This is a genomic window from Streptomyces sp. CA2R106 (assembly GCF_037034245.1).
Classification (GTDB): domain Bacteria; phylum Actinomycetota; class Actinomycetes; order Streptomycetales; family Streptomycetaceae; genus Actinacidiphila.
Genome location: NZ_JBAGKC010000001.1, coordinates 241028 through 264613 on the forward strand (window position 1 = coordinate 241028; position 23586 = coordinate 264613).

Consider the following 23586-nt stretch of genomic DNA (forward strand, 5'->3'; position numbering starts at 1 on the left):
TTGGCGGACACGGCCTACGTCGTTGCGGCGTCGAGGGCGGCCAGGCCGCGCAGCACCGCCGCCTCCTCCGCGCTCAGGCGGTGCGCCCGGGCCAGGTCCAGCGCCTCCTGCCAGCAGGCGCGGGCCGCCGCGCGGTCGCCGCGCGCCAGGTGGGCGCGGCCCAGCACCTCCAGGACGTCCGCCGCGGTGGCGCGGTCGCCCAGCCGGTCGAGCAGCGCCAGTGTCTCGGTGAGCGCGTCGACCGCCTCGGCCGGGCGGCCCCGCGCGAGCTTGGCCTCGGCGAGGCTGGTGAGGGTGCGGGAGATGCTGGTCAGCGAGCCGCGGGCGCGCCAGGCGGCCAGCGCCTGGCGGTAGCACTCCTCGGCGGCCACCGGGTCGCCGGCGAACAGGTGGGTGTCGCCGAGGTTGCCCAGCACCGTGGCCACCCGGTCGACCGCGCCCAGCGAGCGGTGCAGGGCGAGCGAGCGGCGGCCGTGCTCCAGCGCGAGGCCGTACTCGCCCGTACTGCGGTACAGGGCGGTGAGGTTGGTGAGGATCGCGGCGACGCCGTGCAGGTCGCCGGACGCCTCGAAGCGGCTGCGGGCGGCGAGCAGGTGCGTAAGGCTCGGCCCGTACCGCTCGGCCATGCCGTGCGCGACGCCGAGCCGGCTGTGCATCCAGGCCAGCCCGAGCGCGTCGCCGCGCGCGGTGACGCAGGCCATCGCCTCCTCCAGGCAGGCGGTCCACTCGCCGTTCCACCAGTACACCTGCGCGTAGCCGAACAGTCCGGCCGCGGTGCGCCAGGCCACGTCGGACCAGCCGTTGGCGACCGCGACGGTCAGCGCCGCCTTGATCGCGGGCAGTTCGCGGACACACCAGTGCAGCGCGTCCTCGTCGCCCGCGAACCCGACGGGCGGCAGGGGCGGTTGCTCGTCGAGCGGCGGCAACGGGTGGCCCTCGGGCGCGAGTACGGTCAGCGCGGACGCGACGGTGGCGGCGTACCAGACGGTGACGCGGCGCAGCGCGGACCGGCGCTGCCCGGCGGTGAGTTCGGTGCGTCCGCACTCCGCGGCGAACTCGCCGACCAGGTCGTGGAAGCGGTACCGGCCCGGCCGGGGCGCCTGGAGCAGGTGGGCGTCGACGAGCGCTTCGAGGACGTCGTCGGCCGCGTCCGCGGAGCCCAGCCCGAGCAGCGCGGCCGCGGCCGGTGCGTCCAGGCCGTCGCCCGGCCACAGCCCCAGGGTCCGGAACGCCTCCGCCGCCGCCCGGTCCGCGGGCGCCGGGCTGTCCCGCATCGCCACGTAGCTCATCGCGAAGGTGTCCCGGACCGCGAGGCCGCCGGTGGACAGGGCACGCAGCCGGGCGCCGTCCGGGCCGTCGAGGCGCGCGGCGAGTGCGCTCAGCGGCCAGTGCGGGCGGGCCGCCATCCGCGCACCGGCGATCCGCAGCGCCAGCGGCAGACCGCCGCAGGCGGCCAGCACCCCTGCGGCGGCCTCGGGTTCGGCCGCCACCCGCCGGCTGCCGCACAGCGAGACCAGCAACTCCCGCTGCTCGCCCGCGGACAGCGGCGCCAGCGTCAGCCGGGTGGCGCCGGGCAGTTCGCCCAGGGCGCGCCGGCTGGTGATGACCACCGCGACGTCGCCGCCGCCCGGCAGCAGCGGCGTCACCTGGGCCGCGTCGCCGGCGTTGTCCAGCATCAGCAGCACCCGCCGCCCGTGCAGCGCGTCGCGCCACAGCACCGCCCGGTCGTCCGGGTCCGCGGGCAGCGGCTGCCCGTCGGCGCCGAGGTCGCCGAGGAAGCGGGCCAGCAGGTCGGCGGGGTCGCGGGCGTCACCGGCGCCGAAGCCGCGCAGGTCCGCATAGAGCCGGCCGTCGGGGAACTCCGCCCGCAGCAGGTGCGCGGCGCGGAGGGCGAGCGCGGTCTTTCCCACCCCGCCCATGCCGGAGACCACCGCGATCCGGGGCCCGCGCCTTTCCGGGCCGCCGCGCAACGCGGCCAGCAGTACGTCGAGTTCGGCCGCGCGCCCGGTGAAGTCGGGGGTGTCGGCGGGGAGTTGCGACGGTGACCCGGTCCCCGTCCCGGTCCCTGCCCCTGCCCCAGCCCCGGCCCCCGCCTGGGCCGCCGTCCCGGCCGCCGCCGTATCCGTGCTCGGTGCGGTTTCCGCGGCTGAGTGGGCCGTCACCTCGGCGCCGCCCGTACCGCCCGTACCGCCCGTACCGCCCGCGCCGCCGGCCGCAGGCTCCTTCGGGTCCGCGGGCGCGGTCAGGATCTCCTGGTAGGCGGTGCGCAGGGCGATGTCGGGCTCGACGCCCAACTCCTCGACCAGGGTGCGGCGCAGCCGGTGGTAGACGGCGAGCGCCTCCGCCTGGCGGTGGGTGCGGTGCAGCGCCAGCATGAGCTGGCGGTGGAAGGTCTCGCGCATCGGGTGCGCCGCGGCCAGGCCCGCCAGTTCCGCGGCCAGGCCCTGGTGCCGGCCGAGCGCCAGCTCCGCGTCGAACCGCCACTCCAGGGTGAGCAGCCGCGCCTCGGTCAGATGGGCGGCCAGCGCCCGCAGCGCGTCGGAGCGCAGCGGTACGTCCGACAGCGGGTCGCCGCGCCACAGCGCCAGTGCGGCCCGGCACTCGTGGAGCACCGCGGTCCAGTCGGCGGCGCGGTGCGCGCCGCGGGCGGCCGCGTGGTGGCCGAGGAAGGTCCACACGTCGAACTCGCCGTCGGCGACGTCCAGGACGTAGCCGGACGGGGCGGCCCGCAGCCGGGAGCCGTCGCGGCCGTCCTCGTGCAGCACCCGGCGCAGCCGGGCGACGTGGTTGTGGAGGGACGCGGTGGCGGTGGCGGGCGGGGCGTCGCCCCACAGCGCGGACTTCAGCTGGTGCAGCGGCACCGCGCGGCCGGGCGCGGCCAGCAGGGCGGCGAGCAGGGCCCGGACCTTCGCCGAGCCGATCGTCGGGGGAGCGCTGCCGGGGCTTCCCCCGGGTATGTGGCCGCGGCGCCCGCCGGGTACGTCGCCGGGGCGCCCGCGGGGTGTACCGCCGGGTCTGTCGCCGTCCGGGTCGTCGTCGGTGACGACCGTGACCGTGCCGAGCAGGCCGAACCGCATCCGTGGACCTCCCAGGCCGGATCACTCGCCCGCGGCCCGCCGCTCGCTTCCGGACGGGGCCGGTGGGGACGAAGCGTTAGGCGCATGTTAGCGGGCGGTTGGCGGGCGTCCCCATGATGAAGCCGTCGGGTCCGGCCGCCGCGGGTGCGTGCGGAAGCCCACCTTCCGCGGTACGGGGGCAACCGGTGCCGCGGCCGGACCCACACACCGCCCGCCCCTCCCGGGCCGCGGCTCCCACCCAGGTGCGGGCATGGCGTTGCCGGGCCGCGGGCCCGCGCGCTGCCAGACTCGGGCCATGCGTAAATTCTCGCTGGACGCACAGGTGCGCGAACACCTCCGCCAGGCCGCGGCCGCCTCCAACGGGCGCAGCGCGCAGACCGTCTACGGCGGCCACGAGCAGGCACTGCGCCAGACGCTCATCGCGCTGACCGCGCAGACCGTGCTCTCCGACCACGAGAACCCGGGTGAGGCGACCCTGCTGGTGCTGCGCGGCCGGGTCCGGCTCACCTGCGGGGAGGACGCCTGGGAGGCGATGGCCGGGGACCTGCTCGTGATGCCGCACGACCGGCACGGCGTGGAGGCGCTGGAGGACAGCGCGGTGCTCCTGACGGTCACGAAGCGGCGCTGAAACCTCCGCATCGGTGGCTTTTGTCACGCCGTGCGGGAGCATTGCGGAAACCCGCCGCCCGGCCGCGTACGGGCATTTCCGCGCAGGTCACGGCGGGGGTGGCGGCACCGCACCCGGGTGTCCGGAAGGCGGGAAAAGGGTGGCTGGGTCTTCCCGTTCACGAGCTTTTTGCGCATGCTTTGAGTACCCGGGTGTCCGTCCGTAGGGCTGACCGGGTGACAATGCGACACTAGAGAGCTGTGAGTCGGCCATAACGAAACGAGGATCATCCCATGTTGCGAAACGGGTTGGAGCCGTGGCACCTGATCGTGGTGGCGATCGTCGTCATCGTGCTGTTCGGTTCGAAGAAGCTTCCTGAGGCCGCCCGCGGTCTCGGCAAGTCGATGCGCATCCTGAAGTCCGAGGCGAAGGCGATGAAGACCGACGACGGCGGCTCCGCCGGCGGCGCGCCCACCGCCTCCACCACCCCGGCGCCCGAGGCGATCACGCCCAGCGACGTGGTGACGGCCAACCAGGCCCAGACGCAGGAGCCCGCGACCGGCTCGGTGAAGTAGCACCGGCCGACCACCGACCCCGCCTATCGGCGCCGCGGCCGCGCGCGCCCATCGACAGGCCCCCCGCTTCCGGGACCCGGCAGTCTTGGTACGTTCAGGACGTCCGGGTGCGGGAAGCGAACGAGGGGGCCTGTGGTGTCGTCGGGGGCGGGTACGGGGGCTGGGCACGCGGGGGCCGGGAACGCGCGGGCAGAACCGGCCGCGGCGCGGACGGCGGAGCCGGCACCGGCGCCGTACCTCCGGAGTTCATCGCGGGCTTCCCCGAGACACTGGCCGAGATATCCCGCAGCTGCCGCACCCTCACCCGCGCCGAGCGCGAGAGCCGCCGGGTGCTGGGCGAGCACGCCGCCGACTCCGGGTTCGGGCTGCGCGAGCTGACCGCCGTCCACCTCGCCGAGGCCCGGCGGGCCTGGCCGCAGCTGCCGGGGGTGGCCGGCGCGCGGGACGCGGGCGAGCTGCGCCGGGTCGGCAGCGCGGTGCTCGCCGCGCTGGAGACCGGGATCGCCGCCCTCGCCGAGGGCCACGCCCGGGCCCAGCGGCACGCGGTGCGCCGTGCCGCGGCGGCCCGCCGCACCTTCATCGACGACCTGCTGTACGGCCGTACGGACCCCGGGCGCATCGCCGAGCAGGCCGAGGGGTTCGGGCTGCGGCTCGCCGACCGCCATGTGGTGGGGGTCGCCGCGGCGCCCGTCGGCGAGGACTACCACGAGACGCACCCGCTGCTGCACCGCGTCGAACGCGAGCTGGCCGGGCGCTTCGGCGACCACGACCTGCTGGTCGCCGCGAAGGACGGCCGGATCGTGTGCGTCGCCCCCACCGGGCAGCAGCCCGCCTTCGACGCCTTCGTCAAGCTCGCCGCCTCCTCCGGGCGGGTCGCCGTCAGCCGCCCGCACAGCGGTGCCGCCGGGGTGGTCCGCTCGTACGAGGAAGCGCTCAGCGCGCTCGACCTCGCGGACCGGCTCGGGCTCACCGGGGCCGTGCTCAACTCGGCCGACCTGCTCGTCTTCCCCGTCCTCATGCGGGACCGGGCGGCCATGTCCGACCTGGTCCGCACGGTGCTCGGGCCGCTCGTCCACGCGCGCGGCGGCGCCCAGCCGCTGGTCGACACCATCTCCGCGTATGCCGCCGCCGGCTACGTCAACGCGGAGGCCGCACGCCGGCTCGACCTCAGCGTCCGCGCACTGTCCTACCGGCTCGAACGGATCGCCTCCCTCACCGGCTTCGACCCCGACGACGCGCTCCAGCGCTACACCCTGGAGACCGCCGCCCTCGGCGCCCGCCTCCTCAACTGGCCCACCCGCCCCCTCTAAAACCCCTGCGGGGCGGCCCCCCAGGGGCGCGGGGAACTGCGCGCCAAGCCACGGCGGACCGGCAGACGACATCGCACCCGGAGGGGCAGCCCCCCGGGGGCGCGGGGAACTGCGCGACAGGCCACTACGCACCCGCGGACGACATCGCACCCCGAGGGGCAGGAACTACTCCTCGCACCCCGCCGCATCCTCCGCCTGCGCGGCCGCGCACTCCGTGCGCAACCCCGCACTGATCGCGCGCCCGATGTCGCGCAGAACATCGAGCTGCTCGGGCGTGAGCACGTCGAAGAGATGCTCCCGCACCGCCGTGACATGCCCGGGCGCGGCAGCCGCAAGCGCCTCGAACCCCGCAGCCGTGAGCTCGCAGACCCACCCCCGCCGATCCCCGTCGGCGGGCCGCCGCCGCACCCACCCGTTCTTCTCCAGCGCGGACACCGCATGGGAGAGCCGGCTGCGCGAGGAGAGCGACGCCTCCGCCAGCTCACTCATCCGCAGGCACCGCCCGTCCGCGTCGGACAGCCGCACGAGGATCTCGTAGTACGCCATGGGCATCCCCGAGTCCCGCCGCAGCTGACGGTCGACGTAGGCGTTGAACTCCACGCTCGACGTCATGTAGGCCCGCCAGATCTCCTGCTCCTCGTCGGTCAGCCAGCGCACGTCGTCCATGTCCCCAGCATACGGGTGGTTGAACTCTCAATACCAGCGAGGTAGTGTGTGTGAAAGCTCAACGAAACGACTTGCTGATCTCCGTACCATTCCGAGGAGCCCTCCCCATGAGCACGCAGACCGAAGTGATCGACGGTTACGTCGCCGGCACCTGGAAGATCGACACCGTGCACTCGGACGTGTCGTTCTACGTCCGCCACCTCGGCGTCTCGAAGGTCCGCGGCCACTTCGCGGCCTTCGAGGGCACCATCGTGACCGCCGAGGACCCGCTGGAGTCCACCGTCAACGCCGTGATCAAGACGGAGTCGGTGAGCACCAACAACGAGGGCCGCGACGCCCACGTGCGCGGCGCGGACTTCCTCGACGTCGAGCAGTTCCCCGAGCTGACCTTCTCCTCCACCGGCATCCGCGCCAAGTCCGCGGAGGTCTTCGAGGTCGACGGCGACCTGACCCTGCACGGCGTGACCAAGCCCGTCACCCTCGCCCTGGAGCTGAACGGCTTCGGCACCAGCTTCGACGGCAGCGCGATCGCCGGCTTCTCGGCCGCCACCGAGATCAGCCGCGGCGAGTTCGGCGTGACCGGCGGCGCGGCCGGTGCCGCGGTCGGCGACAAGATCCGCATCGCCCTGGAGATCGAGGCCGCGAAGGTCGACGCCTGAGCGTCCTGATCTCCGCTGCCTGACCGGGGCACGCCCGCCCCACCCCGCGTACGACGGCCGTCGCAGGTGCCTGACCGGTGCCTGCGGCGGCCGCCCGCGTTTCGGTTGCAGGCGGACCCGGACATCTCGGTGGCGCCAACTCTGCCGGGATGCGGAAATGCCGTACCCGCCCGGACACTGCCACGATCTGTCCCGGCAGGACCGACCGGCAAGGCGGTACGGCAAGGGGGAGGCGCATCCGGCATGGGGGAGTTCGTCGATGTGTGCCTCGGCTTTCCGACGGTCCTGTTCGGGGGGGCGCTGGTGGTCGTGGTGGGCTTCTGGGGTCTGGTGCTGGTCGGCGCGGCCGACTCGCACGGCCCGGGGCACCACGACGCCGCCGGCGGGCACTCCATGGAGTACGGGGGTTCCCATGGAGCAGCCCCCGCCGGCGGCCACGGCGTCGTGGGACACGACGCGGGCTCGTACGGCGGGGGCTCGTACGGTGCGGGCGCGGACGGCCACCCGGGCGTATCCGCGCCCGGCCACCCGGACGCTCACCCGCACGGCCACCCGGACGCCGACGGTTCCCACGGCGAACACCCCGGCGGCTCGGGCCTGTTGGCCGCCGCCGGACTCGACGGCGTACCCGTCACCGTGGTGTTCTCCCTGCTCGTCGCGCTCGGCTGGTTCCTGAGCCTGGCCGGCTCGGCCGCGCTGGACGGCGCCGGGCTGCACGGCCCCGGCCGCGCCGCCGCCGACCTCGCCCTGGTCGCCGCCGCGCTGTTCGGCGCGTGGCTGGGCACCTGGGTGCTGGTCCGCCCGCTGCGCCGCCTCTACCCGCACGAACGGCCGCCCTCCCGGGGGGACTTCGTCGGCCTGGTCTGCGTGGTGCGCACCGGCACCGTCACCGACCGGTTCGGCCAGGCCGAGGTGACCGCGCCCGACGGGTCCACCGCGATCGTCCAGGTCCGGCGCCCCGACAGCGACACCGGCGGCCCGCTGTCGGCCGGCCGTACCGCGCTGCTCTACGACTACGACCCGCAGGGCGAGTTCTTCTGGGCCGCGCCCTACGCGGACCCCGCGGCCGGACCGCCGCCACCGGGCGCCCGCGCGCTGCCCTGACCTCGGCGCCACCCAATCCCCCCAACCGCCCCCGCACGCACGGCACCTACTCATATCCGCTTCACCGCATCGAGGTTGATCCGTCATGGATGCCACCGTCATCGGGATCGGCGTGCTCGTCGCCGTCCTCCTGCTCATCGCCCTGGGCGTGGCCGTCACCGTCACCAAGCTCTTCCGCAAGGTCTCCCAGGGCCAGGCGCTGATCGTCTCCAAGTCCAAGCACGTGGACGTGACCTTCACCGGCACCGTCGTGCTGCCGGTGCTGCACAGCGCCGAGGTGATGGACATCTCGGTGAAGACCATCGAGGTGCAGCGCACCGGGCGCGAGGGCCTGATCTGCCAGGACAACATCCGCGCCGACATCCATCTGACGTTCTTCGTCCGGGTCAACAAGACCAAGGAGGACGTGATCAAGGTGGCGCAGGCGATCGGCACCGAACGCGCCAGCCACCAGGACACGTTGCAGAAGCTGTTCAGCGCGAAGTTCTCCGAGGCGCTGAAGACGGTCGGCAAGCAGCTGGACTTCGTGGACCTCTACACGCACCGCGAGCACTTCCGCGACCAGATCATCCAGGTGATCGGCACCGACCTCAACGGCTACCACCTCGAGGACTGCGCGATCGACTTCCTGGAGCAGACCCCGCTCACCCAGCTCGACCCGGCCAACATCCTCGACGCGCAGGGCATCCGGAAGATCACCGAGCTGACCGCGATCGAGCACGTGCGCACCAACGAGTTCCAGCGCACCGAGCAGAAGGAGATCACCCGGCAGAACGTCGAGGCCCGGGAGACCATCCTGGAGCTCGAACGCCGCCAGTCCGAGGCCGAGATCAAGCAGCGCCGCGAGGTCGAGACGCTGCGGGCGAAGGAGGAGGCGGTCACCGCCAAGGTGCAGGAGGAGGAGCGCCTCGGCGCCCAGGGCGCCTTCCTGCGCACCGAGGAGCAGTTGGGCGTGCAGCGGGAGAACCAGGCCCGCGAGGTCGCCGTCGCGCAGAAGAACCGCGAGCGGGTGATCGCGGTGGAGAACGAGCGGATCGAGAAGGACCGGGTGCTGGAGGTCATCGCCCGCGAGCGCGAGACCGAACTCGCCCGGATCTCCAAGGAGCGCGAGGTCGAGGGGGAGCGGCGGGACGTCGCCGACGTGGTGCGCGAGCGGATCGCGGTGGACCGCACCGTCGCCGAGCAGGAGGAGTCGATCAAGCAGCTGCGGCTGGTGCAGGAGGCCGAGCGGGAGCGGCAGGCGCTGATCATCACCGCGGAGGCGCAGGCGCAGGAGCGGCTGGTCAAGGACATCAAGGCCGCCGAGGCCGCCGAGCAGGCCGCGCAGCACAAGGCCCGCGAGTCCCTGACGCTCGCCGAGGCCCGCCGGCAGGCCGCGCAGATGGACGCCGACGCGAAGATGCGGCTGGCCGAGGGGGTGCGCGCGGAGGCCGCGGCCAAGGGCCTGGCCGAGGTCGAGGTGCGCGAGCGCAGCGCCGCCGCCATCACCAAGGTCGGCGCGGCCGAGGCCGAGGCGACCACCGCCCGGCTGAAGGCCGAGGCCGAGGGCGCCCGCGCCAAGTCCCTCGCCCAGGCGGAGGGCACGGCGGCGCAGGCCACCGCGGAGGCCGCGATGATCGGGGAGAAGCTGAAGGCGGAGGCGGCCGGGCTGACCGAGAAGGCCGCCGCGATGGCCGCACTCGACGACGCCTCGCGCGGCCACGAGGAGTACCGGCTGCGGCTGGCCGCGGAGAAGGACGTCCGGCTGGCCGGGCTCGACACGCAGCGGCAGATCGCCGAGGCGCAGGCGGCGGTGCTGGCCACCGGGCTGGAGAAGGCGGACATCAGCATCGTCGGCGGCGAGGACGTCTTCTTCGACCGGCTGATCGGCGCGGTCAGCGCGGCCCGCTCGGTGGACTCCTTCGTCGCCAACTCCGAGACGGTGCGGGCGGCGGCCGCGCCGTGGCTGGACGGGTCGGAGCGGTTCACGCAGGACGCGACCCGCGTGCTGTCCTCGCTGGGCGCGGGGTGGGGCGGGATGAGCGTGGCCGGGCTGCTCGGCCGGCTGATCGCGGACGGCGGCCCGCAGGCCGGCGGGTTCCGGCAACTCCTGGAGCAGGCACGGGCGATGGGGATCGCGGACGAGGTCCTGTCGGGGGTCGTGGGAGCCGCTGCCGGGGGCGCCGCGGGGGTTCCGGGTGCGGCGGGCGCCGCCGGTGGGCCCGCGCCGGTGCCGGCCGCGGCGACCGGCTCGGCGAACGGACTGGCGAAGAAGTGAGCGAGCAGGTCTCCACCGAGGGGCCGGCCGGGGACGCCTACCAGGTGCTGCGCACCCGGCTGACCGGGACGGCACACGAACTCGCCCGCCGCGCCGAGGCGTTGAACGCGGCCCGGCAGGAGGTCTTCGGCTCCGCCGAACTGCGGCTGGCCGGCGCCGAGCGGATGCGCACCGCCCGTCCGGCGCTGCCCGGCGACATCGCGCCGGTCGGCTCCTGGCTGCTGTTCGCGGCGAACCCGGCCGAGGTCGAGGACGTCGCCGACGTCTTCCAGGTCCGCCCGGCGGACGACCTGGAGGGGGCCGGTGAGGCGGCCGGGGAGGCGACCGGGCCGGCCGGGCTGCTCGACGACCCCGGCTTCGTACGGGACTTCCACGAGCTGTACCGCTACTACCGGCAGACCCGGGTGGTGCGGGTGCGGGCCTGGGAGGGGCGGCTGCTCGCCGTCTTCCGGACCGGCGCGGGCGCCGCCGACGTCAAGGCGCTGGGCTGGCGGATCGGCCGCGACGGCCGCTGCGCGTACGAGGGCACCGCCCGCGAGGAGCCCGCCGAGCCGGCGGAGACGGTGCGCTGGAGCGCGGTCGGCCGCGAGGCGTACGTCCCCGGCCGCCACCCGCACATCGCGCTGGCCGCGCCCGACGGCGGCACCCTCACGCTCGACACGACCGGCGGCGTCCTCGCGCTGCGCACCGGTGGCGCCGTGCACGAGGAGCCGGTCGACGACGCCCTCCAGTCGCTGGCGGACGCCGACGTCGCGTACGCGGGCGCCGGGCCGCTGGTGCTGCTGCGGGTGCGCCCCTACCGGGAGTCCGCCGACCGGCACTTCGCGGTCAACACCCGCACCGAGCAGGTCGAGCGGATCGACGCGCTCGGCCAGGTCTGCCTGCGGCTGCCGGACGACCAGGGCGTGGTCTTCCCCGGCGGCTACGTGCTCGCCACCGGCGGCACCCGCACCTTCGACCTGGCCGACCTCGCCGGCCGCGCCGAACCGGCCGCCGAGCCGGGCGCGTTGCCCGCTTCCGGCGAAGTCGCCCCGGCCACCCTGGAGTTCGAGCGCGTGGTGCGCTCGGCCAACGGCGAGGACGTGCTCTACGTCTTCCACGCGCCCGCCGACGGCCACCGGCTGCTGCTGCCGTACAACCTCATCCGCAAGGAGGCCGCGGCGCCGCTGCACGTCCAGGGCAGCGCGCTGTACGAGGACGGCACCCTGATCACGCTGCGGCCCGCGGAGGGCGGCGAGCCCGGCCGGGTGCACACCCTCCAGCGCTGGCACACCCCGTTCCTTTCCGACACCTGCGCCGCCGCCCGCCCCGTCGGCGACGGCCCGCTGGCCCGGATCGGCAACCCGGACCTGGTCCGGGCGGTCTCCGACGCGCTGTCGGTGGCCCGCGCGGCGCTCGCGCCCGAGCCCGCCGCGGCCGTCTACGAGGCGCTGGGCAGCGCCGCCGAACGCGTCCTGGACCGCCACCACTGGCTCGCCGACCCGGCCGCGCAGGACCTGGCGGCCCCGCTCACCGTGCTCCGCGACACCGCGCGGCAGGTGCTCGCCGAGTACGCCCGGGTGCGGGAGTCCGCCGCGCAGGCCGCCGCGGCCGCCGACGAGGCCGAGGCGCGGATCACCGCGCTGGGCCGCCGGGTACGCGGTGAGGCCGCCGCGTCCGCGGACGAGTGGGTCGCCCGACTCACCGAACTGCGCTCCTGCCAGGGCCGGTTGGCAACCCTGCGGGAGATGCGGCAGGCCGACCCGGCCCGGCTGGACGCACTGGACGCCCTGCTGGCGAAGGAGTTGGCCGAAGCGGCGTCCCGCGCCGCCGCGCACTTCGCCGACGAATCCGCCTTCGACGGCTACCGGCAGCGCGTCGCGGACATCGCCGCGCAGATCCCGGCGGCAGGGACCGCCGCCGGCACCGAGCCGCTGGCCGACGCGCTGGACGAGCAGGCCGCGGGCCTGGCCACCGTCACCGAGACCGCCGGCACCCTGGAGATCACCGACGCCACCGTCCGCACCCGCATCCTGGCCACCGCCGCCGACGTGCTCGGCGCGGTCAACCACGCCAGGGCCGTACTCGCCGCCCACAGAAGGGAGTTGCTGGCGGCGGAGACCGGCGCGGAGTTCGCCGCGCAGAGCGCGCTGCTCGCCCAGAGCATCGGCGCCGCGCTCGACGCGGCGGGCACCCCCGAGGCGTGCGAGGAGCAGCTCGGCCGCCTGCTGGTGCAGATCGAGAACCTGGCCACGCGCTTCGCCGCCGACGAGGAGCGCCTCGCCGCGCTCGACGCGCGCCGCGAGGAGGTCCGGGAGACCTTCGCCGCCCGCAAGCAGGCGCTCGCCGACGAACGGGCCCGGCGCGCCCAGCGGTTGACCGCCAGCGCCACCCGCCTGCTCGACGGCATCCGGCGCCGCGCGGCGACCCTGGACAGCGCAGACGCGATCCACACCTACTTCGCCTCCGACCCGCTCGCGGCCGAACACCAGCGGATCGCCGCGGAGTTGCGCGCCCTAGGCGACCCGGCGCGGGCCGCTGAGCTCACCGCGGCGCTCGCCGCCGCCCGCCAGGCCGCCACGGCCGCCCTGCGCGACCGCCTCGACCTGTACGAGGACGGCGGCGCCGCGATCCGCCTGGGCCGGCACCGCTTCGCGGTCAACACCCAGCCGCTGGACCTCGCGCTCGTCCCGCACGCGGGCGGCCTCGCCTTCACCCTCACCGGCACCGACTACCTCGCGCCGGTGGACGACCCGGCCTTCGCGGCCACCCGCGCCTTCTGGTCCCGGCCGCTGGTCTCGGAGTCCCCGGAGCTGTCCCGCGCGGAGTTCCTCGCCGGCGGCCTGCTGCTGGAACGGCTCGCCGCGGGTTCCCCGGCCGCCGCGGACATCCCCGGCGCCGTACGGGCCGCCGTCGCCGAGCGCGCGTCGGAGGGGTACGAACGGGGCGTGCACGACCACGACGCGGTACTGCTCCTCACCGCGCTGGCCGAACGCGCCGCGCACGCGGGGCTGTTGCGGTACTCCGCGGCCACCCGCGCGGGCGGACTGCTGTTCTGGACGCAGGCCGCGCCTCCCGCCGAACAGGCCGCCTGGACCGCCCGGGCCCGCTCGCTCAGCCGGGCGAGGGCCGCCTTCGGCGGGGCGGGCGCCGGGCAGGCGCTCGGCGAGCTGGCCGCGGAAGTCGGCGCGCGGGCCCGGGACTTCCTTCTCGGCGCCGACCTGCCCGCGCCCCTGGCGCCGGAGCCGGCGACGGACGCCCTGCTGCTGGGGGAGTACCTGGTCGCCGAACTCGCCCACGACCAGGAGGGGTTCGTGCTCGGCCCGGGCGCCCGGGCGGTCGTGGCGCGGCTGACCGGGGCGCTGGGCGGGCCGGACGCGGTGCCGTACAAGGAGTTCGGCGCCGATCTCGACGCGCTCGGCGGGGAGTCGGGCGCGGGCCTGGCTGCGCGCTGGCAGCTCGCCCGCGCCTGGCTGGACCCGTTCGCGGACGGCCCCGACCTCGTGGAGGCCGCGGCCGGGCTGCTGTGCGGCGCCGGCACCGTACGGTACGAGGTGGACACCGACGTCGAGGTGACCGTACGCGGGCTGCTCGCCGTCCACCCCCGGGCGGTGGACGGCACGATGACCCTGCGGCTGGACGAACTCCTCACCCGGGTACGGCGGTTCACCGCCGAGGACGTGCCCGCGTACCGCGCCTACCAGCGCCACCGTACCGCCGTGGTCGCCGCCGAACGCGAACGGCTCGCCCTCGACGGCTACCGGCCGCGCCCGCCCGCCTCCTTCGTCCGCAACCGGCTGCTCGACGAGGTCTACCTGCCGCTGGTCGGCGACAGCCTCGCCAAGCAGTTCGGCCCGGCCGGCGGCCTGCTGATGCTCATGTCCCCGCCCGGGTACGGCAAGACGTCCCTGGTGGAGTACGTCGCGAGCAGCCTCGGGCTGGCGCTGGTCAGCGTCTTCGGGCCCGCCCTCGGCAGCGGCACCACCTCGCTCGACCCCGACCGCGCGCCCGACGCCGCCGCCCGGCGCGAGCTGGAGAAGGTCCGGCTCGCCCTGGAGATGGGCTCCAACGTGCTGCTCCACCTCGACGACATCCAGCACGCCTCGGCGGAGTTCCTCCAGAAGTTCATCCCGCTGTGCGACGCCCAGCGCCGGATCGAGGGGCCCACCGGGGCGTACGACCTGCGCGGCAAGCGGTTCGCGGTCTGCATGGCCGGCAACCCCTACACCGAGTCCGGCGCGGTCTTCCGGGTGCCGGACATGCTGGCGAACCGGGCCGACGTGTGGAACCTCGGGGATGTGCTCACCGGGCGCGAGGAGCTGTTCGCCTTCTCCTACGTCGAGAACGCGCTCACCGCCAACCCCGTGCTCGCGCCCCTGGCCGGGCGGGACCGGGCGGACCTCGACCTGCTGGTGCGGCTCGCCGCCGGCGACCCCACGGCGCGCCCCGCCGACCTGGTCCACCCCTACGCCCCGGACGAGCGGGACGAGATCCTCGCCGTCCTACGGCACCTGCTGCGGGTCCGCGACACCCTGCTCACCGTCAACGCCGCCTACATCGACTCCGCCGGGCGCTCGGCCGAGTCCCGCACCGAGCCCCCGTTCCTCCTCCAGGGCTCCTACCGCAACATGAACCGCCTCGCCGCGCGGATCACCTCCACCATGAACCGCGCCGAGGTCGACGCCGCCCTCACCGACCACTACCGCGCCGAGGCCCAGACCCTCGCCCACGGCGCCGAAGCGGCCCTCCTCAAACTCGCGGAGCTGCGCGGCACCCTCACCCCCACCGAAGCGCTCCGCTGGTCCCGCCTCAAAGCCCCCTACACCCCCTGACCGCCCTCCCGCCCCCCGCCGTGCTGCGGGCTGACGTCTGTCGGCCTGCCGGTACCGTCATTCGCTCTTCGTGCGCAGCTCCCACGGCTGCATGCCGAGGAGATGCGCGATATTCCCCTGCATCTCGACAGCGGACGGCAACGGGCGCCACAGCACGGACAGTTCGATGATCTTGCCGTCCGGGTCGAAACGGGCGTAGTCCATCCCGTTGACCACGGTGTCCTCGATCTGCAGCCGGAAGAACGCGGACTGGTGGGCCTCGCCGCTGAGAACTTCCTCCGTGGTGAGGTCGCCCAGCGCGTAGACGGCCTGCAGAACGTCGGCGACGGCGTCGCGGCCGGTGACCGGCTCGTCGAGGATCGGGCTGTTCAGCACCACGTTCTCGGCGAGGCACGAAGCGACGGCGGCCTTGCCGGCGCGGCCGTCCACGCACGCAAGGAGGGCCTCGAAGGCGGTGCGGTGCTGAGCGGACGTGGCCATGGCTACTCCTTGATGGTGCGAGACCGAAAGCGGGTCGGCCTGCCGATGTATGAGACAGAGTATCAACTTGAGAGTCAGTCTCAATCCGCTCGGTCGACGGCTATACTCGCGTGTGATGGACACCTCACCCAACCTGGGCGGTCGCGCGGCCGCGGCGCCGCTGCGGAGCCGGGCCCGCGAGGTCATGAAGTCCCAGGTGATCGCCGTGGCGTCACGGCTCTTCGACGAACAGGGGTTCGACAACACCACCGTCGACCAGATCGCCGCCGAAGCGGGGCTCTCCCGTGCGACGTTCTTCCGGTACTTCAAGACCAAGGAGGACGTCGCGCTCGACGGCCTCAATGAACTGGGCCGGCGGGTCGCCGCCGCGTTCGTCGCGCAACCCGACGGAGAACGGCCGTGGACCGCCCTTCGCCATGCGTTCGACGTCATGACCGGAGAACACGCGAGCGACCCCGACCGCTCCCTGCGCTTCTTCAAGATGATCTGTGAGACGCCCTCGCTCAAGGCCCGGCACTGGCAGAAGCAGCAGCGCTGGCACGAACTGCTGGACCCGGAGATGCGCCGCCGGCTCGGCCGCCCGCCCGCCCCGCACGACCCGGCGGCGGCCGCGCTCGTCGGTGCCGGCCTCGCCTGTCTCGACGCAGCCACCGAAGCATGCCTGGCCTGCGACGGAACCGAAACACTGGCCTCGCTTCTCGACCGATCCATGGGAGCGTTGGACGGCTAGGCCGGGGCCGGCACATCCCGCCTGGCCGACGGGGCCTGGCGCGCGCAGTTCCCCGCGCCCCTGGACTGGGCGGTTGCCCCTTGCGGCGCGCGTCTGCCTGCGGGGGGGATTGTGGTTTTGCGCTTCGCTTGGGTCCCACGCGCCCCCGTCGGGGGTGCTCGCGGTGGTCCGGTGCGGGGCGGTGTGCGCTGCGGAGCAGCCGCACGTGCTCAGGGGCGCGGGGAACTGCGCGAAGGGCCACGACGCGCCCGCACGTAGGGGCGTACCGCAGGGGGCGCCCTCCCCACCCGTAAAGAGCGCTACGTGCCGGAGATGAGGGTCGGCACGGGCAGGGGGAGGAGGAGCCTGCGCAGGAGGGGGAGGAGGGCGAGGGAGAGCAGGGTCCCGAGGAAGAGCCCCGCAAGGACGTCGTGGGGGTAGTGGACCCCGATCCACACCCGGGACGCCCCGAGGAGGAGCGCGAAGGGGACGGCGATCAGCCCGAGCCGCCGGTCGACGAGAAGGAGCGCTACGGCCGCGGCCGCGGCGATGGCGGAGTGGTTGCTCGGGAAGGACCAGTCCCCGAGCGCGGGGCACGCCTCGACCGTCGGCGCGACGTGCAGCGTCTGGCAGGGCCGTTGCTCGGTGAAGAAGGACTTGACCGCGTCGTTCGCGAGGTAGGCGAGCACCACGGCCACCGGCACGGCCAGCACCCCCGCCATCCGCAGCCGGTCACCGCTGCCCCGCGCCCGCCACCACGCGCCGACCATGAGGACGGCGAACACCCCGAGCCCGTAGTCGCTGAAGAAGCGGACGACGTCGTCGAGCGGCCCGGGCGTGTGCTGCGCGAGCCGCACCACCCAGCGGTAGAAGCCGGCGTCGAACTGGGCGTTCATGAGCCCTCCCGTGAGGTGACGGCGTGGCGGCCCTCGCCGTTGGTACGTGTGCGGTCGCGGTCGCCGCCCGTACGGCGCCCGCGCCGCAGCTCGAGGGCGAGCGGGAGCAGCGACAGGAGGACGACGACGGCGACGATCGGCAGCAGGTAGTGGTCGACGTTGGGGACGGAGGAGCCGAGGGCGTATCCGGCCAGCACGAGTCCGACCGTCCAGACGGCGCCGCCGACCGCCTGCCAGAGCGTGAAGGTCCGGACGGGGACGGCCAGCGCCCCCGCCAGCGGGTTGAGCACGGTGCGCACGACGGGCACGAAGCGGGCCAGTACGACCGCCCGGGCGTGGCCGTAGCGGGCGAGGAGTTCCGTGGCGCGGGCCGCGCCTTCGTGCAGGCGGCGGGCCCGGGAGCGGGCGAGGAGCGCGGGCCCGGCGCGGCGCCCGAGCAGGTAACCCGTTTGGGCGCCCAGCAGCGCGCCGGCGAGGGCGGCGGTGAGCACCTGCCACAGCGTGAGGTGGACGGTGCCGGAGGAGCCCGGCGCGCACAGCAGCCCGGCGGTGAACAGCAGCGAGTCGCCGGGCAGGAAGAACCCGACCAGCAGCCCCGTTTCGGCGAAGAGCACCGCGGCGATGCCGAGGGCGCCGAAGGACGCCAGGACGGAGTTCGCGCTGAGCGGATTCATCGCGAGGTCCACCGCGAGATGCGCGGCCGGGACCGCGCCATGGGCGAGGTGGACGGACTCGGGCAGGGGCATGGCGGTGGGGCCCTCCCATAATGGTTCCGGGGGCGCGTGCCGCGCCGCCGACCGACTACAGTGATGTAGTCGGTCTACAGCACTGTAGACGAACTGGCCGGAAGGGGCGATCGAGCCATGCCGGAGCCGAGCGCGGGCCGCCGCCCCGCGGGCGAGCTGGAGGCGAGCGTCCTGGCCGCCCTCTGGGCCGCCGGCGGCCGCCCGCTGACCCCCGCCGACGTGCAGCGCGAACTGGGCACCGCCCTCGCGCGCACCACCGTCACCACGATCCTGGCCAGGCTGCACGAGAAGGGCTCGGTCAGCCGGGCCCGCTCCGGCCGCGGCTACGCCTACCTGCCGGTCCAGGACTCCCCGGGGCTGGCCGCCCGCCGGATGCGCAGCGAGCTGGACAAGTCCGCGAGCGACGACCGCGGCACCGTACTGGCCCGCTTCGTCTCCGGGCTCGACCCGGACGACGAGAAGGTGCTGCGCGAGCTGCTGGCGCAGGCGGAAGGGGCGGAGGGGGCCGCGCCCGGCGCCGCCGGTCCCCGCCCGGACGAGGCCGTGGACGGCAGGGCAGCGGACGGCGGGGCCGTGGACGGCGGGGCCGTGGACGGCGGGGTCGTGGACGGCGGGGCCGCCGCACGCAACGGGGAGGCGCCGTGAACATCGCCGTCTGGCTGCCCCTGCTGCTGCCGCTGCTCGCGGCCCCCGCCGCCCGCCGGCTGGCCGCCGCTCTCCCGCCGCGCGCCGCCGCCTGGCTGCTGGCCTCCTCCGCCGCGCTGCTCGCCGCGTGCAGCACCGCCGCGCTCGGCCTGCTCGCCGGGGCGGGCGCGCTGCGGCTGCCGCCGGTGGCCGCGTTCGGCCACCTCGTGCTGCCCGTGGTCGGCGACCAGGTGACCGTGCCGGCCGCCTGCGTGGCCGCCGTGCTGCTCGCCGCCGTCGCGGTCGCGCTGGTCCGGGAGGTCCGCCGCCACCTGCTGCTGCCCGCCCGGGCCCGGCGCGAGGCGGACCGCTACGGCTCGGCCGCCGGCGACCTGACCGTGCTCAGCGACTCCCGGGCCGACGCGTACGCCCTGCCCGGCAGCTTCGGGCAGCCCGGGCGGATCGTGGTCACCTCCGGGATGCTGCGGGCGCTCGACCCGGCCGAACGGGAAGTCCTCCTCGCCCACGAGCGCGCCCACATCACCGGACGCCACCACCTCTTCCTCACCGTGCTCGCCCTCGCCTGCGCCTGCCACCCGGCGCTGCGCGTCCTGCGCACGCCGCTGTCCTACGCCCTGGAGCGCGGCGCCGACGAGGCCGCCGCCACCGCCGTCGGCGACCGCAAGGTGGCCGCCCTCGCGATCGGCCGCGCGGCCCTTGCCGGGCACACCGCCGCCGTCCGGCCGCACGCCGCCCTCTCGGCCACCACCGGGCCCGTGCCCATGCGCGTCTCCGCCCTCCTCACCCCCCGCCGCGCCCGCGCCCCCCGCGCCCTCGCCGCCCTCCTCGCCGCCGCCCTCACCCTCTCCGCCGGCTGCGCCCTGCACGCCGCCTACGACCTCCACGGCTCCATCGAAGTGGCCCAGGGCGAGCCCCGCTGACCCCCGCCGGGAGGGTTGGCCGACGCACCGCCGGTGGCAGGGAGCCTGCCCGGGCTTACGCTCCCTGGCATGAATCCCGTGATCGAGGTTCTGGCCGCTTCCGAGGTGGACCGCCTGGAACACCTCTGGGGGCAACTGCTGGGCCACCACAGCCGGCAGGCGCCGCACCTGGCGGCCCTCGGTGCGGTCCGCACCCCCGAGGAGTCGTGGCGGCTGCGGCGGGGGCAGTGCCTCGCGTGGCTGCGGGAGCCGCTCGCCGCCGTACTGGTGGCGCGGGACGCGAACCAGCTGCTCGGCTACGCGGTCGTGCGCGTCCTCGACGCTCCCGGTTCATGGCAGTGGGGGGACCGGGTCGGCGTGCTCGAAACCCTCGTGGTCGACGAGGAGGTCCGGGCCGCCGGAGTGGGGCGGGCCCTCGTCGGGGCCGCGCGCGAGCGTCTCGCCGGGGAGGGGGTCCAGGTCATGAAGATCTCCGTCATCGCCGGCAACGACGGCGCCCTAGGCTTCTACCGCCGGGAAGGCGCCGTCGACTTCGTGGACACCCTGCTCATGCCCGTCGCCGACTGACGCTGCCCGCCATGCGGGCGAAGAAGCCCAGGTGCCGGAAGGGCGTGGCCCCGCGAGCGTAGCTGCGGTTCGCCGGACCACCCCGCGCCCGACCCGCACCCCCTTGCCCGTTGGACGGGAAACCCGCGCCCGACCCGCACCCTGCTCTCCGGGCACACCGCACCCTTGGGCCACAGGGGTGCCCCGGAGGGGCGGGAGCGGGGTGCCGTCGAGGTACGCGCCCGGGTGCGCACGGCTCTTGTCAGGGCTCGGCCGGAGCAGTACGTTCCGGGGGCCAGCGATGTGACAACGATGTCAAGACATGACCGAGGGGCACCATGCGCCAGCGAATCCTCAGACCTGTGCGGGCCGCCGTCGCGGCCGGCCTGCTGGCCGCCGGCCTGGCGGCCGTCCCGGCCGCCGCACAAGCGGCCTCCGCGCCGGCGGACCCGGCGGCGCTGGTCGCGCCGCTGGCCGGCACCGCGGCGGGGGGAGGGACATACCCGGGTGCCACAGTGCCGTTCGGCATGGTGCAGTACAGCCCGAACACCGAGTCCGCCGAAGGCGGGGGCTACGAGTACGACAACCCCACGACATGGGGCTTCGGCCTGAATCACCTGTCGGGCCCCGGCTGCGCCGCGATGGGCGACGTGACGTCGCTGCCGCTGACGGGCGGCGTCACGTCGCTGGACCCGCACGCGAACGAGGTGACGTTCGACCACGCGACGGAGGACGCGCACCCGGGGTCGTACGCGGTGGACCTCGCCGGGGTGCACACGGAACTGACCGCCACCACCCGCACCGGGTGGGCCCGTTACACGTTCCCGGGCAGCGCCACGGCCGGCGTGCTGGTGAGCCCGGGCGGCGGCTTCCGCGGGGTGTCGAAGGCGAGCATCAGCGTCGTCGGGGACCACACGCTGGAGGGGTCGGTCAGCACCTACGGGTACTTCAACACCTGCCCGTCCAAGAGCTACAACCAGTACACCGTCTACTTCTCGATGCAGTTCGACCACGCGTTCAGCTCCTTCGCGACCGGCAGCGGCACCGCGGTGAAGACCGGGCAGGCGTCCACCACGGGGACGGGCAGCGGCGCGTACGTGACCTTCGCCGGACACGACGTCACCTCGAAGGTCGGCATCTCGTACGTCTCGCTCGACGGCGCCCGCGCCAACCTCTCCGCCGAGGGCACGAACGGCTTCGGCTTCGACCACGTGCGCAGCGCCGCCGCCGCGCAGTGGAACACGATGCTGTCGCGCGTCGGGGTCCAGGGCGGCACGGACGAGCAGCAGAAGACGTTCTACACGTCGCTGTACCACTCGCTGCTCGACCCGAACGTGTACTCCGACGCGAACGGCGACTACACCGGCTTCGACAACGCGGTGCACCACGAGTCCGGCGGGCACGCGCACTACACGGCGTTCTCGATGTGGGACACCTACCGCACCCAGCAGCAGGTCCTGGACCTGGTCGCGCCCGAACGCGTCGCCGACATGGCGCACAGCCTGCTGGAGGACGCGCAGCAGGGCGGCTGGGTCCCCAAGTGGCCCTACGCGCAGTACTACACGAACGAGATGGTCGGCGACCCGGCGGCGAACCTGCTCACCGACGCCTACCTCAAGGGCCTGCTGCGCCCCGGTGACGCCCGCCCGATCTACCAGGCGCTGCTGAAGAACGCGACGCAGCTCCCGGACGCCGCGCAGACCCCGTTCGAGGGCCGCACCGGACTGGCCGAGTACCTCAACCAGGGATACGTCCCGTACGGCAGCACCGGCGACTACACCTCCGCCGTCTCCGACCAGTTGGAGTACGGCGTCAACGACTGCTCGCTCGCGCTGTACGCCGCCAAGCTCGGCGAGAAGGCCGACGCCGCCCGGTTCCTGGACCGCTCGCAGCGGTACCTGAACGTCGTCAACCAGCAGTCCGGCTTCGTGCAGCCGCGCCTGGCCGACGGGTCGTGGCGCGCGTCCTTCGACCCGAAGAGCGAGACCGGGTTCAAGGAGGGCTCCTCCTGGCACTACACCTGGCTGGCGCCGCAGGACGTGACCGGCCTGGCGAAGGCGCTCGGCGGGACCGCCGCCACCGTCGCGAAGCTCGACCAGTTCTTCTCCTACGGCGACCTGACCGCGGACCCGGCAGGCGTCGCCAGTGCGAAGTGGGGAGCGGAGGACCAGTACAACCCGTACAACGAGACGGACCTCCAGGCGCCCTACCTGTACACCTACCTGGGCCAGCCGTGGAAGACACAGGACGTGGTGCGCGCGGCCGAGACGCTGTACAACACCAGCCCCACCGGGGTCACCGGCAACGACGACCTGGGCACCATGTCCAGTTGGTACGTGTTGTCCTCGCTCGGCCTGTACCCGCAGTTCGCGGGCGGTGACCAGTACACGCTGACCAGCCCGCTGTTCAGCCACGCCGTGGTGCACCTCCAGCAACCCTTCTACCGCGCCAAGCAGTTGGTGATCGACGCGCCCGGCGCGTCGGCGGCCAACCGCTACATCGACGGCGTGACGGTCGGCGGCAGGCGCCTGAACACCAGCGTCATCAGCCACAGCGCGATCGTGGCCGGCGCGACCCTGCGCTTCGACCTCGGCTCCAAGCCGAGCACCTGGGCGACCGGTTCGGCCACCCCGGTCTCCGCGTGCTCCGCGACGGCGCACACCGCCGACGTACGGATCACCGGTGTCACCTCCACCCCCGGTGCCGCCGGCGCCGCGGGCACGATGAAGGTGCAGCTCGCCAATGCCGGGAACACCGCCGCCACCCATTTGACGGTCGGCGCGAAGGCGGCCTGGCCGGTGGCCTCGGGCAAGGTGGCCGCGATCAGGCCCGGCGGCACGGCGACCGTCACTTTGCCGCTCACCCCGCCCGCGGGCACCGCGCCCGGCAGCTACCCGGTGACCGTGACCGCCGGCTGGTCGAGCAGCGGCGGCAGCGGCGGCGCGCTCACCACCTTCACCACCGCGCCGTACCAGGTGGCCGCGACCTCCCTGGCGCAGCTGTACGACACGGTGGGCACCAGCCCGGACAGCGACCGCGGCGTCGGCAACCTCGACGGCAGCGGCAACAGCCTGTCCCGCGACGCCCTCGCCGCGGCCGGGCTGACCCCGGGCGCCCAGGTCCAGGTCGGCGGCGCCACCCTCACCTGGCCGACGAGCGACGCGGGCACCGCCGACGACGTCGTGGCCGCGGGCCAGTCGGTGCGGCCGGCGGCGCAGGGCGGCGCGAGCACCCTCGCGTTCCTGGCCACCGCCGGCGCCGGCGGCCCGATCAGCGCCACCGGGCGGATCGAGTACACCGACGGGACCGTGCAGCCGTACACGCTCCAGGTGAGCGACTGGACGATGCACCACGACAAGGACCCGCTGCTCACCGGCGAGACGGTCGCGGCCAAGATGTCCTACCGCAACCTCGCGACCGGCGCGCAGCAGACGAGCACCTACGTGTTCGGGGCCGCGGTCCCTCTCGACGCGTCCAAGACGGTGGCGTCGGTCACCCTGCCGTCCGGCTACTCGGGGCGGCTGAACCTCTTCGCCATGGGCCTCGGCTGATGCGCTGAGGGCCTCTCCCACCGCCCG

The 23586-nt window shown here is 74.7% G+C and carries 16 protein-coding genes and 1 pseudogene; 12 read left to right on the forward strand and 5 right to left on the reverse strand.

The features are described from left to right. Positions 1–14: 14 nt before the first annotated feature. Positions 15–3077 (reverse strand): AfsR/SARP family transcriptional regulator, encoded by a 3063-nt coding sequence (locus WA788_RS01080; protein WP_335970587.1) that lies wholly within the window; start codon positions 3075–3077, stop codon positions 15–17. 295 nt (positions 3078–3372) lie between these two features. On the opposite strand from WA788_RS01080, the gene WA788_RS01085 reads away from it, so the two are divergent. From WA788_RS01085 to WA788_RS01095, 3 genes are all read left to right on the forward strand, one after another. Next, the gene (locus WA788_RS01085; protein ID WP_335970588.1) at positions 3373–3705 is read left to right on the forward strand and encodes a cupin domain-containing protein; all 333 of its coding nucleotides are present in this window, start codon (positions 3373–3375) and stop codon (positions 3703–3705) included. Positions 3706–3977: 272 nt separating this feature from the next. Beyond that, positions 3978–4259 (forward strand): Sec-independent protein translocase subunit TatA, encoded by a 282-nt coding sequence (tatA, locus tag WA788_RS01090; protein ID WP_335970590.1) that lies wholly within the window; start codon positions 3978–3980, stop codon positions 4257–4259. Positions 4260–4507: 248 nt separating this feature from the next. Next, positions 4508–5569: a PucR family transcriptional regulator gene (locus WA788_RS01095; RefSeq protein WP_335971232.1), complete on the forward strand. Its 1062-nt coding sequence runs from the start codon at positions 4508–4510 to the stop codon at positions 5567–5569. A gap of 165 nt (positions 5570–5734) precedes the next feature. Here the strand turns inward: WA788_RS01095 and WA788_RS01100 are convergent, their stop codons facing one another. Next, positions 5735–6235 carry a MarR family winged helix-turn-helix transcriptional regulator gene (locus WA788_RS01100; RefSeq protein WP_335970592.1) on the reverse strand — a complete coding sequence of 167 codons (501 nt, stop codon included), beginning with the start codon at positions 6233–6235 and terminating at the stop codon, positions 5735–5737. 107 nt (positions 6236–6342) lie between these two features. Between WA788_RS01100 and WA788_RS01105 the strand changes: the two genes are divergently transcribed. From WA788_RS01105 to WA788_RS01120, 4 genes are all read left to right on the forward strand, one after another. Next, on the forward strand, positions 6343–6894 hold the full coding sequence (locus WA788_RS01105) for a YceI family protein (protein WP_335970593.1): 552 nt from the start codon (positions 6343–6345) through the stop codon (positions 6892–6894). A gap of 243 nt (positions 6895–7137) precedes the next feature. Continuing rightward, the gene (locus tag WA788_RS01110; RefSeq protein WP_335970595.1) at positions 7138–7998 is read left to right on the forward strand and encodes a hypothetical protein; all 861 of its coding nucleotides are present in this window, start codon (positions 7138–7140) and stop codon (positions 7996–7998) included. An 85-nt stretch (positions 7999–8083) separates the two neighbouring features. Then, a complete protein-coding gene (locus WA788_RS01115) occupies positions 8084–10255 on the forward strand; it encodes a flotillin family protein (RefSeq protein ID WP_335970597.1) in 2172 nt (723 codons plus the stop codon). Continuing rightward, positions 10252–15066: a DNA repair ATPase gene (locus tag WA788_RS01120; RefSeq protein ID WP_335970599.1), complete on the forward strand. Its 4815-nt coding sequence runs from the start codon at positions 10252–10254 to the stop codon at positions 15064–15066. Before WA788_RS01115 ends, WA788_RS01120 begins: the two co-directional genes overlap by 4 nt. Before the next feature lie 57 nt (positions 15067–15123). On the opposite strand, the gene WA788_RS01125 is transcribed toward WA788_RS01120, so the two are convergent. Beyond that, complete coding sequence (locus WA788_RS01125; RefSeq protein WP_335970601.1) at positions 15124–15546, reverse strand: nuclear transport factor 2 family protein; 423 nt, start codon at positions 15544–15546, stop codon at positions 15124–15126. 115 nt (positions 15547–15661) lie between these two features. Here WA788_RS01125 and WA788_RS01130 point away from each other — a divergent pair, with 115 nt between their 5' ends. Next, positions 15662–16276 (forward strand): TetR/AcrR family transcriptional regulator, encoded by a 615-nt coding sequence (locus tag WA788_RS01130; protein WP_335970602.1) that lies wholly within the window; start codon positions 15662–15664, stop codon positions 16274–16276. 299 nt (positions 16277–16575) lie between these two features. On the opposite strand, the gene WA788_RS01135 is transcribed toward WA788_RS01130, so the two are convergent. Together WA788_RS01135 and WA788_RS01140 are read right to left on the reverse strand one after the other, a co-directional pair. After that, positions 16576–17151 (reverse strand): phosphatase PAP2 family protein, encoded by a 576-nt coding sequence (locus tag WA788_RS01135; RefSeq protein WP_335970604.1) that lies wholly within the window; start codon positions 17149–17151, stop codon positions 16576–16578. After that, positions 17148–17825, reverse strand: coding sequence for a DedA family protein (locus WA788_RS01140; protein ID WP_335971235.1), 678 nt, complete (start codon positions 17823–17825; stop codon positions 17148–17150). The genes WA788_RS01135 and WA788_RS01140 overlap by 4 nt, the downstream gene beginning before the upstream one ends. Before the next feature lie 189 nt (positions 17826–18014). Between WA788_RS01140 and WA788_RS01145 the strand changes: the two are divergent. The 4 genes and pseudogenes from WA788_RS01145 to WA788_RS01160 form a co-directional block, all read left to right on the forward strand. Continuing rightward, positions 18015–18395 (forward strand): annotated as a pseudogene (locus WA788_RS01145) (BlaI/MecI/CopY family transcriptional regulator); the annotation flags it as partial. A gap of 143 nt (positions 18396–18538) precedes the next feature. Continuing rightward, positions 18539–19462, forward strand: coding sequence for a M56 family metallopeptidase (locus WA788_RS01150; protein ID WP_335970606.1), 924 nt, complete (start codon positions 18539–18541; stop codon positions 19460–19462). Between the two features lie 69 nt (positions 19463–19531). Beyond that, positions 19532–20029: a GNAT family N-acetyltransferase gene (locus WA788_RS01155; RefSeq protein ID WP_335970607.1), complete on the forward strand. Its 498-nt coding sequence runs from the start codon at positions 19532–19534 to the stop codon at positions 20027–20029. A 317-nt stretch (positions 20030–20346) separates the two neighbouring features. Then, positions 20347–23559, forward strand: a complete 3213-nt coding sequence (locus WA788_RS01160; protein ID WP_335970609.1) for a GH92 family glycosyl hydrolase — start codon at positions 20347–20349, stop codon at positions 23557–23559. The last annotated feature ends 27 nt before the right edge of the window (positions 23560–23586 follow it).

Excerpts from the sequence above, each read along its gene's own strand:
- WA788_RS01080 (WP_335970587.1), bottom strand. The coding sequence starts at position 3,077 with ATGCGGTTCGGCCTGCTCGGCACGGTCACGGTCGTCACCGACGACGAC.
- WA788_RS01085 (WP_335970588.1), top strand. The coding sequence starts at position 3,373 with ATGCGTAAATTCTCGCTGGACGCACAGGTGCGCGAACACCTCCGCCAG.
- tatA (WP_335970590.1), top strand. The coding sequence starts at position 3,978 with ATGTTGCGAAACGGGTTGGAGCCGTGGCACCTGATCGTGGTGGCGATC.
- WA788_RS01100 (WP_335970592.1), bottom strand. The coding sequence starts at position 6,235 with ATGGACGACGTGCGCTGGCTGACCGACGAGGAGCAGGAGATCTGGCGG.
- WA788_RS01105 (WP_335970593.1), top strand. The coding sequence starts at position 6,343 with ATGAGCACGCAGACCGAAGTGATCGACGGTTACGTCGCCGGCACCTGG.
- WA788_RS01110 (WP_335970595.1), top strand. The coding sequence starts at position 7,138 with ATGGGGGAGTTCGTCGATGTGTGCCTCGGCTTTCCGACGGTCCTGTTC.
- WA788_RS01115 (WP_335970597.1), top strand. The coding sequence starts at position 8,084 with ATGGATGCCACCGTCATCGGGATCGGCGTGCTCGTCGCCGTCCTCCTG.
- WA788_RS01125 (WP_335970601.1), bottom strand. The coding sequence starts at position 15,546 with ATGGCCACGTCCGCTCAGCACCGCACCGCCTTCGAGGCCCTCCTTGCG.
- WA788_RS01130 (WP_335970602.1), top strand. The coding sequence starts at position 15,662 with ATGGACACCTCACCCAACCTGGGCGGTCGCGCGGCCGCGGCGCCGCTG.
- WA788_RS01135 (WP_335970604.1), bottom strand. The coding sequence starts at position 17,151 with ATGAACGCCCAGTTCGACGCCGGCTTCTACCGCTGGGTGGTGCGGCTC.
- WA788_RS01140 (WP_335971235.1), bottom strand. The coding sequence starts at position 17,825 with ATGAATCCGCTCAGCGCGAACTCCGTCCTGGCGTCCTTCGGCGCCCTC.
- WA788_RS01155 (WP_335970607.1), top strand. The coding sequence starts at position 19,532 with ATGAATCCCGTGATCGAGGTTCTGGCCGCTTCCGAGGTGGACCGCCTG.
- WA788_RS01160 (WP_335970609.1), top strand. The coding sequence starts at position 20,347 with ATGCGCCAGCGAATCCTCAGACCTGTGCGGGCCGCCGTCGCGGCCGGC.